Below are 12,602 nucleotides of genomic sequence, written 5' to 3'. Positions count from 1 at the left end.
GGGCCGCGACCGCAACGTGCACCAGCAACGTTAGCCCTGTGAATCGGCGGGCATCAGGCCCAAGCATGGGCAAGCGTGTGCAAATGTTTCAAAAACCCCACGAATGGCCTCTGAAACCGGCACAGCCTGGCCCAAAACCGCCTGCATAGATTGCAAAAGGTCTCGGCGCCAGTGTACAAATGGGCCGCTGCTGTCTGGTAATCGTCTTCAAAAGCGCTCTCGCGCCCCTCTTGAACACCCTTAAAAACCGTAGCCCTATTGGTAAGACGCGACATTTAATTATAAGATCGCGCCTTCCCCTATTTCGTCGCCCCGTGCGGCTTTCGCCGCAGGTCTCGCCCGTTGTCACAATAAACAAGGCTTTGAGTATCTGCGGTCTGTTGCAAAAAGGTAGTTAATGATGAGCGCAAGGCACTTTCTCTCCCTGATGGATTGCACGCCCGAAGAGCTGGTCAGCGTGATCCGTCGAGGCATTGAGCTTAAAGACCTGCGTAACCGCGGCGTACTCTTCGAGCCTTTGAAAAACCGTGTGCTCGGGATGATTTTCGAGAAGTCGTCGACGCGCACCCGCGTGTCTTTTGAAGCGGGCATGATCCAGCTCGGCGGCCAAGCCATCTTTCTGTCGTCGCGCGACACGCAGCTGGGCCGTGGCGAGCCGATTGCCGACAGCGCACGGGTGATGTCGCGCATGCTGGATGCGGTGATGATCCGTACCTTCGCGCACAGCACGGTGACCGAATTTTCCGCCAACTCCCGCGTACCGGTGATCAACGGCCTGTCCGATGACCTGCACCCGTGCCAGTTGCTGGCCGACATGCAAACCTTCCTCGAACACCGTGGCTCGATCCAGGGCAAGACCGTGGCCTGGATCGGCGACGGCAACAATATGTGCAACAGCTATATAGAAGCGGCGATCCAGTTCGACTTCCACTTGCGCATCGCCTGCCCTGAAGGCTTTGAACCGAGCGCCGAGTTCCTGGCCAAAGCCGACGGCCGCGTGCAACTGCTGCGCGATCCGAAAGACGCCGTTGTAGGCGCGCATTTGGTCAGCACCGACGTCTGGACCTCCATGGGCCAGGAAGAAGAAACCGCCAAGCGCCTGGCCCTGTTCGCCCCTTACCAGGTAACCCGCGCCCTGCTCGACCTGGCCGCGCCGGACGTGCTGTTTATGCACTGCCTGCCCGCGCACCGTGGCGAAGAAATCAGCCTGGACCTGCTCGACGATGAGCGCTCGGTGGCGTGGGACCAGGCTGAAAACCGCCTGCACGCGCAAAAGGCACTGCTTGAATTCCTCGTGCCGCCGTCGTACCACCACGCATGAGCCAGCCGTTACTGCTGAACCTGCGTAACCTGGCATGCGGCTATCAAGATCAACGCGTGGTGCAGAACCTCAACCTGCACCTCAACGCTGGCGATATTGGTTGCCTGCTGGGCTCTTCGGGCTGCGGCAAAACCACGACCTTGCGCGCGATTGCCGGGTTTGAACCGGTGCACGCAGGTGAAATCAGCCTGGCGGGCGAAGTGATCTCAAGTGCCGGTTTTACCCTCGCACCGGAGAAACGCAAGGTCGGCATGGTATTTCAGGACTACGCGCTGTTTCCACACCTGAGCGTGGCCGACAACATCGCCTTCGGCATTCGCAAGCACCCGCAAAAACACCGCGTGGTAGCGGAGCTGCTGGAGCTGGTGAACCTTAAAGACCTCGGCACGCGCTTTCCCCACGCGCTTTCCGGCGGCCAGCAACAACGTGTCGCCCTCGCCCGCGCGCTGGCGCCGGAGCCGCAACTGCTGCTGCTGGATGAACCATTCTCCAACCTCGACGGCGAACTGCGCCGCAAGCTCAGCCATGAAGTGCGCGACATCCTCAAGGCACGCGGCACCAGTGCGATTCTGGTCACGCATGATCAGGAAGAAGCGTTCGCCGTGAGTGATCAGGTCGGGGTGTTCAAGGAGGGCCGCCTTGAGCAATGGGACACGCCCTATAACCTTTATCACCAACCGCAGACGCCTTACGTGGCGAGCTTTATCGGCCAGGGCTACTTTATCCGTGGGCAGTTGAGCTCGCCGGAATCGGTCAGCACCGAACTCGGTGAGCTGCGCGGCAATCGCGCGTATGCCTGGCCTGTGGGCGGCGCGGTGGACGTGTTGCTGCGCCCGGATGACATCATCTACGCGCCGGACAGCGCGTTGAAGGCGCGCATCGTCGGCAAGACGTTTTTGGGTGCGTCAACCTTGTACCGTTTGCAACTGCCGACGGGCGCACAACTGGAATCGATTTTCCCCAGCCATGCGGATCATTTGGTCGGTGCGCAGGTGGGTATTCGGGTTGCCGCTGAGCATTTGGTGTTGTTCAAAGCGCCGGGCAGCACGGCTGCCTGACTAACTTGGGCAGAATGTGGGAGGGGCTTGCTCCCTGCCACCCAAGCCCTGGGCCGCATAGGCCGCATCCCCCAAAAACATTCAGGCCCGGCCGATCGGCGCGAACTTGGCCTGGGTGTGTTCGGCCAGCACTGCCGCCGAGAGTTCCACTTCAAGCCCCCTTCTGCCGGCACTCACAAAAATCGTCGCGAACGGTTGCGCCGTCTCATCAATGAACGTGCGCAAACGCTTCTTCTGCCCCAACGGGCTGATGCCGCCCAACAAGTAACCGGTGGAGCGTTGCGCCGCAGCCGGGTCGGCCATTTCGACTTTTTTTACCCCGGCAGCAACGGCCAGGGCTTTTAAATCCAGACTTCCGACGACTGGCACCACCGCGACCAACAATTCACCTTTTTCACTGCTGGCCAGCAAGGTCTTGAATACTTGCGCCGGGTCGAGCGCCAATTTTTCCGCGGCCTCCAGGCCATAGGACGCCGCCTTGGGATCATGTTCGTAACTGTGGATGTGATGTTCGGCGCGAACTTTTTTCAACAAATCCAGTGCGGGGGTCATGGCTACTCCGGGCGTGGCAATCAGACGGCCAATTCTAGGCCAAGCCCATGCAAAACGCTCTAGTGCGCCCCTTGCATAACATACTCGCGTGACGTAAAGCGTGATCATTCACCAAACCAACAGGTGAAAAATGACCGACGGTTCACTTTCGACCTTTGACAGCCGCCTTTCTTGTCTATATTTTTTCGTTTCCGAATGCTGTAGGAATAATACTTCGGTGCGGTAAGAGTAAGCTGTTGTCAGGATGGGGATCCTGGCCACGGTGAAAATCGCGCAACAGCCCAACGAGGCGGTTCGCTAAACAAGAACAACAATTGAGGTTTGCCATGACAACTGCTCTTCAACAGCCTTCACTTTCGAGCCAATGCATGGCCGAATTCCTGGGAACAGCGCTTCTGATCTTCTTCGGTACCGGTTGTGTCGCCGCGCTCAAGGTCGCGGGCGCCAGCTTTGGTTTGTGGGAGATCAGCATCATCTGGGGGATCGGCGTAAGCATGGCGATCTACCTGAGCGCCGGTATTTCCGGGGCTCACCTCAACCCGGCGGTCAGTATCGCCCTGTGCATTTTTGCCGATTTCGAAAAGCGCAAACTGCCCTTCTATATCCTCGCCCAAGTCGCCGGCGCCTTCTGCTCCGCCGCCCTGGTGTACACGCTCTACAGCAACCTGTTTTTCGATTACGAACAAACTCACCATCTGGTTCGCGGCACACAGGCCAGCCTGGAATTGGCGTCGGTGTTCTCCACCTACCCGCATGCACTGCTGAGCACCGCGCAGGCCTTCCTGGTCGAAATGGTCATCACCGCAATTCTGATGGGCGTGATCATGGCCCTTACCGACGACAACAATGGCTTGCCACGCGGCCCGTTGGCGCCGCTGCTGATCGGCCTGCTGATTGCCGTCATCGGCAGCGCCATGGGCCCGTTGACCGGCTTTGCGATGAACCCGGCGCGGGATTTCGGGCCAAAGCTGATGACCTTTTTCGCCGGCTGGGGTGAAATGGCCTTTACCGGTGGCCGCGACATTCCTTACTTCCTGATTCCGATTTTCGCGCCGATCGTCGGCGCCTGCCTCGGTGCTGCGGCCTATCGCGGGCTGATTGCCCGCCATCTGCCAAACGCCGCACCGGCTGTAGCTGAAACACCTGACACGGCTGTCAACAGCAAAACACGTATCTCCTGATAGCGTCAGCCTGGTCCTTGCTGCCCTTACGCGGCCCAGGCTGATCACTCACTTCCTTATTTCAGTCCAAGGCAATCGACATGACCGATATTCAGAATAAGAACTACATCATTGCGCTTGATCAGGGCACGACCAGTTCGCGGGCGATCATTTTTGACCGTGACGCCAACGTGGTCTGCACCGCCCAGCGCGAATTCACCCAGCATTACCCGCAAGCCGGCTGGGTTGAACATGACCCGATGGAAATTTTCGCCACCCAGAGCGCGGTGATGGTCGAGGCCCTGGCACAAGCCGGCCTGCACCACGACCAGGTCGCCGCCATCGGTATCACCAACCAGCGTGAAACCACCGTGGTCTGGGACAAAATCACCGGCCGCCCGATCTACAACGCGATCGTCTGGCAGTGCCGCCGCAGCACCGAGATCTGCCAGCAACTCAAGCGCGACGGCCACGAGCAATACATCAACGACACCACTGGCCTGGTCACCGACCCTTACTTCTCCGGCACCAAGCTCAAGTGGATCCTCGATAACGTTGAAGGCAGCCGCGAGCGTGCGCGCAACGGCGAGCTGCTGTTCGGCACCATCGACAGCTGGCTGATCTGGAAATTTACCGGCGGCAAAACCCACGTCACCGACTACACCAACGCCTCGCGCACCATGCTCTTCAACATCCACACGCTGGAGTGGGATGCGAAGATGCTGGAGATTCTGGACGTGCCGCGCGAAATGCTGCCGGAAGTGAAGTCCTCGTCGGAAATCTACGGCCGCACCAAAAGCGGCATCGCCATCGGCGGTATCGCCGGCGACCAACAGGCCGCGCTGTTCGGCCAGATGTGTGTAGAACCCGGCCAGGCCAAGAACACCTACGGCACCGGCTGCTTCCTGCTGATGAACACCGGCGACAAAGCGGTTAAATCGCAACACGGCATGCTCACCACCATCGCCTGCGGCCCGCGCGGCGAAGTGGCGTACGCCCTGGAAGGCGCGGTATTCAACGGTGGTTCCACCGTGCAGTGGCTGCGTGACGAGCTGAAAATCATCGCCGACGCCACCGACACCGAATACTTCGCCGGCAAGGTCAAGGACAGCAATGGCGTGTACCTGGTGCCTGCGTTCACCGGTTTGGGCGCTCCATACTGGGACCCGTACGCGCGTGGCGCGCTGTTCGGCCTGACGCGTGGCGTACGCGTGGATCACATTATTCGTGCAGCGCTGGAGTCGATTGCCTACCAGACCCGTGACGTGTTGGACGCGATGCAACAGGACTCGGGCGAACGCCTGAAAGCCCTGCGCGTGGACGGCGGCGCGGTGGCCAACAACTTCCTGATGCAGTTCCAGGCCGACATCCTCGGCACCCACGTCGAGCGCCCGCAAATGCGTGAGACCACCGCACTCGGCGCCGCCTACCTGGCAGGCCTGGCCTGTGGTTTCTGGAGCAGCCTTGACGAGTTGCGCGGCAAGGCCGTGATCGAGCGCGAATTCGAGCCTCAACTCGATGAAGCCGCCAAAGAGAAACTCTACGCGGGCTGGCAAAAAGCAGTCAGCCGCACCCGCGACTGGGAACCGCACGAAGGCGCTGAATAAGCCAACCAACGGACCCATGGAGGGTTGAAACTGGCAGGGAGCAGATTCCTGCGTCATCATGGGCCACTTTTGTATGGCAGCCCAAAGGACGTCTCATGAATCTGCCTCCCCGCCAGCAACAAATCCTCGAACTGGTCCGCGAACGCGGCTACGTCAGTATCGAGGAAATGGCGCAGCTGTTCGTTGTCACCCCGCAAACCATCCGCCGCGATATTAACCAGTTGGCGGACGCCAATCTGCTGCGCCGCTACCACGGCGGCGCCGCCTATGATTCCAGCGTCGAGAACACCGCGTACGCCATGCGTGCCGACCAGATGCGCGATGAGAAACAACGCATTGCCGAAGCCATCGCCGCGCAAATCCCCGACCACGCCTCGCTGTTCATCAATATCGGCACCACCACCGAATCCGTCGCGCGTGCGCTGCTTAATCACAATCACCTGAAAATCATCACCAACAACCTCAACGTCGCCACCATGCTCAGTGCCAAGGACGATTTTGATGTGCTGTTGACCGGCGGTAACGTGCGCCGTGATGGCGGTGTGGTGGGCCAGGCGAGCGTCGACTTTATCAACCAGTTCAAGGTCGACTTTGCGCTGGTGGGTATCAGCGGCATTGACGAGGACGGCAGCCTGCTGGACTTCGATTATCAGGAAGTGCGGGTTTCCCAGGCGATCATCGCCAATGCGCGCCAAGTTATTTTGGCGGCGGATTCGAGCAAATTCGGGCGCAATGCCATGATTCGCTTGGGGCCGATCAGCCTGGTGGATTGTTTGGTGACGGATCAACAGCCGGTGCCGGCGCTGGTGCAGGTGTTGAATCAGCATAAGGTTCGGCTGGAGGTGGTTTAGCGTTTGCACCGCCGCCATCGGGAGCAAGCCCCCTCCCACAGTTGCCTGCATTGCCACAGTTGGCCTGGCTCCAACATGAGAATAGGGGCAACTGTGGGAGGGGGCTTGCTCCCGATGGCAATCTATCCAGCACCCACTTTATAGAGCCGCCCCCAGGCTCATGTTCACAATTCTTCCTTTTCCCGCCCTTCGATCAGTTTTTTCAATCGAAGTTGGGTGGCTGTGCGCGCATTTATCAGCTACCATTTTCGCAAATGAACATTAATGTTCGAATTCCAAGACGATAAGATCGCGAGGATTGCCGATGAACCCTTCCACCTTGCCTGTCCCACCGCTTGCCGAAGTCTATGACGTTGCCGTAATCGGCGGCGGCATCAACGGCGTTGGCATCGCAGCAGACGCAGCCGGTCGCGGGTTGTCGGTTTTCCTTTGCGAAAAGGACGACCTGGCCAGCCATACGTCCTCCGCCAGCAGCAAATTGATCCACGGCGGCCTGCGTTACCTTGAACATTACGAGTTCCGCTTGGTACGTGAAGCGTTGGCCGAGCGCGAAGTGTTGCTGGCCAAGGCCCCGCACATCGTCAAGCAGATGCGCTTCGTGCTGCCGCATCGCCCGCACCTGCGCCCTGCGTGGATGATCCGCGCTGGCCTGTTCCTGTACGACCACTTGGGCAAGCGCGAAAAACTCGCCGGTTCCAAAAGCCTCAAGTTCGGCCCTGACAGCCCGCTCAAAAGCGAAATCACCAAAGGCTTTGAATACTCCGATTGCTGGGTCGACGACGCCCGCCTGGTGGTGCTCAACGCCATGGCCGCACGTGAAAAAGGCGCGCATATCCACACCCAAACCCGTTGCGTCAACGCTCACCGCAGCAACGGCCTGTGGGAAATGAACATGCAACGCGCCGATGGCAGCCTGTTTTCGATCCGCGCCCGGGCACTGGTGAACGCGGCCGGCCCGTGGGTCGCCAAGTTCATCAAGGAAGACCTGAAGCTGGAATCGCAGTACGGCATCCGCCTGATCCAGGGCAGCCACCTGATCGTGCCAAAACTCTACGAAGGTGCGCACGCGCACATTCTGCAGAACGAAGACCAGCGCATCGTTTTCACCATTCCGTACCTGAACCACCTGACCATCATCGGCACCACCGACCGTGAATACAGCGGCGACCCGGCGAAAGTGGAAATTACCGACGGTGAAACCGACTACATGCTCAACGTGGTCAATGCTCACTTCAAGAAACAAGTGAGCCGTGACGACATCGTGCACACCTACTCCGGCGTGCGCCCGTTGTGCAACGACGAATCGGACAACCCATCCGCCATCACCCGCGACTACACGTTGTCGCTGTCTGGCGGCACAGGCGAGGCGCCGATCCTGTCGGTGTTCGGCGGCAAGCTGACCACCTACCGCAAACTCGCCGAGTCGGCGATGGCGCAGTTGGCACCCTACTTCACGCAGATGCGCCCAAGCTGGACGGCCACCGCCAGCCTGCCGGGCGGCGAAGACATGACCACGCCGGAAGCCTTGGCGGATGCGATTCGCGCCAAGTTCAACTGGGTGCCGAGCGAAATCGCACGGCGCTGGTCGACTACGTACGGCAGCCGTACCTGGCGCTTGCTCGAAGGCGTGCAATCGTTGGCTGACTTGGGCGACCACTTGGGTGGCGGTTTGTACACCCGCGAAGTCGATTACCTGTGTGCGGAAGAATGGGTGACGCAACCTCAGGATGTGCTGTGGCGCCGCACCAAGCTGGGTCTGTTCACCACACCGCAAGAGCAGGACAACGTGGAGCGTTACCTGTCCAAGGTCGAGCAGAATCGCGCGAAGATCGAAGCGGCCTGACTCCGGGCCGCACCAGGTCATAAATGTGGGAGCAAGCCTCATCCTATCGACGGAGCGGCCCGCCCGAACGCCGACCCAATCTCCCAGGCAGAATGTGGTCAAACTGTGGGAGGGGGCTTGCTCCCAATGGCGGCGGGTCAGTCAATTCATGTATCAGCTGTAAAACTGCTATCGGGAGCAAGCCCCCTCCCACAAAAAGCAAAAGCAGATCTGCTGTGTATGCAAAACTGCCTTTGATCTGCTTCAACCACTCAGGTCGGCTTTCAGGCCGCTGTGCTTTTGCTTTTGATCTGAGAAGCGCCCCGCTAAACCACGATGGCCGAACCACTGCGAGGCAGCGAGTGCTGCGCGACAGCGCGACATCAAAGATGCAATGGGCGCTCCTACATTTGTATGTGTATACATCTGGCACATGGCCATTCGGTTTTCCGAACACTACCCATCGCTCTATTCGGTTTGCCGGACCGAACCATCAAACACTCCCCGCAATAAAAATTTAATCTCGATTTAAATCAACAACTTAACCTTAACGCCCGGGTCTGGCACGACTCATGCTCTACACTTCCTGACGATTGCTCAAGGCGCCTCAGGAGCCGTCTAGGGCATTCGTTGCACAAGAGAGCCGCCAACCGGCTTCATAAAAAAAATAAATGTCGAGGAAGTATTGATGCGCATCGTTCCCCATATCTTGGGCGCAGCTATCGCTGCTGCTCTGATCAGCACTCCAGTTTTCGCCGCCGAACTCACCGGCACACTGAAGAAAATCAACGACTCCGGCACCATCACTCTCGCTCACCGCGACAGCTCCATTCCGTTTTCGTATATCGCGGATGGTTCGGGCAAACCCGTGGGCTACTCCCACGACATTCAGTTGGCGATCGTTGAAGCCCTGAAAAAAGACCTGAACAAGCCCGACCTGAAAGCCAAGTACAACCTGGTCACTTCGCAAACGCGTATTCCGCTGATCCAGAACGGCACCGCCGACCTTGAGTGCGGCTCCACCACCAACAACGCCGAACGCGCCCAGCAGGTCGACTTCACCACCAACATCTTCGAAATCGGCACCCGTTTGCTGGTCAAGAAAGACAAGGATGGCAAGCCGTCCTACGCCGACTTTGCTGACCTGAAAGGCAAAAATGTGGTGACCACCGCCGGCACCACGTCCGAGCGCATCATCAAAGCGATGAACGCCGACAAGCAGATGGGCATGAACGTCATCTCCGCCAAAGACCACGGCGAATCCTTCCAGATGCTCGAAAGCGGCCGCGCTGTTGCCTTCATGATGGATGACGCGCTGCTGGCCGGCGAAGAAGCCAAGGCCAAGAAGCCGGACGACTGGGTCATCACCGGTACGCCGCAGTCCTTTGAAGCCTACGCGTGCATGGTTCGTAAAGACGACCCAGCGTTCAAAAAGGCCGTGGATGACGCCATCGCAGGCCTCTACAAATCCGGCGAGATCAACAAAATCTACAGCAAGTGGTTCGAAAGCCCGATTCCACCTAAAGGCCTGAACCTGAACTTCCCGATGAGTGACAAGGTTAAGGAGCTGATCGCTAACCCAAGCGACAAGCCGGCGCCTGACGTAAAAATCTGACACCTGATCCAACCTGATCGCCTGAGGGGGCCAACGTTCCCTCAGGCGTTTGTGACTACCTGCTGGCTTTATTGTGGAACACTCGACCTGGCGGTTTTCGAGCCGATCGCGTGTGCCTGACGTTCACCGTCGGGCGGGAAAGGATCTCCCCAAGCGGGTGCTTGTACATCGATCGATTTCGAGGGGAGACCCTAATGAATTACAACTGGGACTGGGGCGTATTCTTCAAGTCCACTGGCGTTGGCAGCGAGACCTATCTCGACTGGTACATCGCCGGCCTGGGCTGGACCATCGCCATCGCGGTGGTGGCATGGATTATCGCCTTGCTGCTGGGCTCCATTCTGGGGGTCATGCGCACCGTGCCAAACCGCCTCGTAGCGGGCATCGCGACTTGCTACGTAGAGCTGTTCCGTAACGTGCCGCTGCTGGTTCAGCTGTTTATCTGGTACTTCCTGATACCCGACCTGCTGCCGCAAAACCTGCAGGACTGGTACAAACAAGACCTCAACCCGACCACGTCGGCCTACCTGAGCGTTGTGGTGTGTTTGGGCCTGTTCACCGCCGCGCGCGTCTGTGAGCAAGTGCGTACCGGCATTCAAGCGCTGCCTCGCGGTCAAGAGTCCGCCGCGCGCGCCATGGGCTTCAAGCTGCCGCAGGTCTACTGGAACGTGCTGCTGCCGCAGGCCTATCGCATCATCATTCCGCCGCTTACCTCGGAATTTCTCAACGTGTTCAAGAACTCCTCCGTGGCGTCCTTGATCGGCTTGATGGAACTGCTGGCGCAAACCAAACAGACCGCCGAGTTCTCGGCCAACCTGTTCGAAGCCTTCACCCTGGCCACGTTGATCTACTTCACCCTGAACATGAGCCTGATGTTGCTGATGCGCGTGGTCGAGAAAAAAGTCGCCGTGCCCGGCCTGATCTCTGTGGGGGGTAAATAATGGAACTTGATTTCAGCGGTATCATTCCCGCCATCCCGGGCCTGTGGAACGGCATGGTCATGACTTTGCAGTTGATGGTCATGGGCGTGGTCGGCGGCATCGCATTGGGTACGATCCTTGCGCTGATGCGCCTGTCGTCGAACAAACTGCTGTCACGCGTGGCCGGCGCCTATGTGAACTACTTCCGCTCGATCCCGCTGCTGCTGGTGATCACCTGGTTCTACCTGGCGGTGCCGTTCGTGTTGCGCTGGATCACCGGCGAGGACACCCCGATCGGTGCGTTCGCGTCCTGCGTCGTGGCCTTCATGATGTTCGAAGCCGCGTACTTCTGTGAAATCGTGCGGGCTGGCGTGCAGTCGATTCCCAAGGGCCAGATGGGCGCAGCGCAAGCGATGGGCATGACGTATGGCCAGACCATGCGCCTGATCATTCTGCCGCAGGCGTTCCGCAAGATGACCCCGTTGCTGCTGCAACAGTCGATCATCCTGTTTCAGGACACCTCGCTGGTCTACACCGTGGGCCTGGTGGACTTCCTCAACTCCGCCCGCTCCAACGGCGACATCATCGGCCGCTCGAATGAGTTCCTGATCTTTGCCGGTGTCGTCTACTTCATCATCAGCTTTTCCGCCTCGCTGCTGGTCAAGCGTCTGCAAAAAAGGTTTGCCGTATGATCTCTATCAAGAATATCAACAAGTGGTATGGCGACTTCCAGGTGCTGACCGATTGCAGCACCGAGGTTAAAAAAGGCGAAGTGATCGTGGTGTGCGGGCCGTCCGGCTCGGGCAAATCCACCTTGATCAAGTGCGTCAACGCACTGGAACCGTTCCAGAAAGGCGACGTGGTGGTGGATGGCACCTCCATCGCCGACCCGAAGACCAACCTGCCGAAACTGCGCTCACGCGTGGGCATGGTGTTCCAGCACTTCGAGTTGTTCCCGCACCTGACCATCACCGAAAACCTGACCATCGCACAGATCAAGGTGCTGGGTCGCAGCAAGGAAGAGGCCACCAAAAAGGGCCTGCAACTGCTTGAGCGCGTCGGCCTCTCGGCACACGCCCACAAGCACCCGGGCCAGTTGTCTGGCGGCCAGCAACAACGCGTAGCGATTGCCCGCGCATTGGCCATGGACCCGATTGTGATGCTGTTCGACGAACCGACCTCGGCGCTGGACCCGGAAATGGTCAACGAAGTGCTCGACGTGATGGTGCAACTGGCCAACGAAGGCATGACCATGATGTGCGTGACCCACGAAATGGGCTTCGCGCGCAAAGTGGCCGACCGCGTGATTTTCATGGACGCCGGCAAGATCATCGAAGACTGCCCGAAAGAAGAGTTCTTCGGCGACATCAGCGCCCGCTCCGAACGCGCGCAGCAATTTCTCGATAAAATCCTGCAGCACTAAGCCAATGCTGCAGGAACCGGGCTAATGGTGGCACCGAGCGTGTGTGGGAATGGGCTTGTGTAGTAGCAAGCCTGTGTGGGAGCGGGCTTGTGTGGGAGCGGGCTTGCTCGCGATGGCGGTGGTTCAGCCAATGAATCTTTTGACTGACACACCGCTATCGCGAGCAAGCCCGCTCCCACACAAGCCCACTCCCACAAAAACCCATTGCCATACACGCCAGCGCCCACAATTAGCTTGCCCCCATTGGAACGCTCAGGCTGGCAGCGCTGGTTG

The 12,602-nt window shown here is 59.0% G+C and carries 11 protein-coding genes; 10 read left to right on the top strand and 1 reads right to left on the bottom strand.

The annotated features are described in order from the left end of the window. Positions 1 to 400 precede the first annotated feature (400 nt). Positions 401 to 1,321 carry an ornithine carbamoyltransferase gene (gene argF, locus ACOZK9_RS11060; protein WP_058412703.1) on the top strand — a complete coding sequence of 307 codons (921 nt, stop codon included), beginning with the start codon at positions 401 to 403 and terminating at the stop codon, positions 1,319 to 1,321. Further along, positions 1,318 to 2,379, top strand: a complete 1,062-nt coding sequence (locus ACOZK9_RS11055) for an ABC transporter ATP-binding protein (protein WP_058412704.1) — start codon at positions 1,318 to 1,320, stop codon at positions 2,377 to 2,379. Before argF ends, ACOZK9_RS11055 begins: the two co-directional genes overlap by 4 nt. Positions 2,380 to 2,460: 81 nt before the next feature. Here the strand turns inward: ACOZK9_RS11055 and ybaK are convergent, their stop codons facing one another. Next, positions 2,461 to 2,931, bottom strand: a complete 471-nt coding sequence (ybaK, locus tag ACOZK9_RS11050; RefSeq protein WP_058412705.1) for a Cys-tRNA(Pro) deacylase — start codon at positions 2,929 to 2,931, stop codon at positions 2,461 to 2,463. A 326-nt stretch (positions 2,932 to 3,257) separates the two neighbouring features. On the opposite strand from ybaK, the gene ACOZK9_RS11045 reads away from it, so the two are divergent. From ACOZK9_RS11045 to ACOZK9_RS11010, 8 genes are all read left to right on the top strand, one after another. Beyond that, on the top strand, positions 3,258 to 4,112 hold the full coding sequence (locus ACOZK9_RS11045) for an MIP/aquaporin family protein (RefSeq protein WP_122249880.1): 855 nt from the start codon (positions 3,258 to 3,260) through the stop codon (positions 4,110 to 4,112). A gap of 80 nt (positions 4,113 to 4,192) precedes the next feature. Then, the gene (gene glpK / locus ACOZK9_RS11040; protein WP_058412707.1) at positions 4,193 to 5,698 is read left to right on the top strand and encodes a glycerol kinase GlpK; all 1,506 of its coding nucleotides are present in this window, start codon (positions 4,193 to 4,195) and stop codon (positions 5,696 to 5,698) included. Between the two features lie 95 nt (positions 5,699 to 5,793). Further along, positions 5,794 to 6,549 (top strand): DeoR/GlpR family transcriptional regulator, encoded by a 756-nt coding sequence (locus tag ACOZK9_RS11035; RefSeq protein WP_058412708.1) that lies wholly within the window; start codon positions 5,794 to 5,796, stop codon positions 6,547 to 6,549. Between the two features lie 304 nt (positions 6,550 to 6,853). Beyond that, positions 6,854 to 8,392, top strand: a complete 1,539-nt coding sequence (glpD, locus tag ACOZK9_RS11030; protein WP_058412709.1) for a glycerol-3-phosphate dehydrogenase — start codon at positions 6,854 to 6,856, stop codon at positions 8,390 to 8,392. 667 nt (positions 8,393 to 9,059) lie between these two features. Beyond that, positions 9,060 to 9,986: a glutamate/aspartate ABC transporter substrate-binding protein gene (locus tag ACOZK9_RS11025; protein WP_058412710.1), complete on the top strand. Its 927-nt coding sequence runs from the start codon at positions 9,060 to 9,062 to the stop codon at positions 9,984 to 9,986. Positions 9,987 to 10,180: 194 nt separating this feature from the next. Next, positions 10,181 to 10,927, top strand: coding sequence for an amino acid ABC transporter permease (locus ACOZK9_RS11020; RefSeq protein ID WP_058412711.1), 747 nt, complete (start codon positions 10,181 to 10,183; stop codon positions 10,925 to 10,927). After that, the gene (locus ACOZK9_RS11015) at positions 10,927 to 11,598 is read left to right on the top strand and encodes an amino acid ABC transporter permease (RefSeq protein ID WP_058412712.1); all 672 of its coding nucleotides are present in this window, start codon (positions 10,927 to 10,929) and stop codon (positions 11,596 to 11,598) included. The genes ACOZK9_RS11020 and ACOZK9_RS11015 overlap by 1 nt, the downstream gene beginning before the upstream one ends. Further along, positions 11,595 to 12,329: an amino acid ABC transporter ATP-binding protein gene (locus ACOZK9_RS11010; RefSeq protein ID WP_421555842.1), complete on the top strand. Its 735-nt coding sequence runs from the start codon at positions 11,595 to 11,597 to the stop codon at positions 12,327 to 12,329. Before ACOZK9_RS11015 ends, ACOZK9_RS11010 begins: the two co-directional genes overlap by 4 nt. Positions 12,330 to 12,602: the final 273 nt, after the last annotated feature.

Origin of the sequence: Pseudomonas kitaguniensis (genome assembly GCF_049199985.1) — a bacterium.
GTDB lineage: Bacteria > Pseudomonadota > Gammaproteobacteria > Pseudomonadales > Pseudomonadaceae > Aquipseudomonas > Aquipseudomonas kitaguniensis.
Note: the sequence above shows the minus strand (reverse complement) of the source record. Positions and strands in the feature narration are given on the sequence as shown.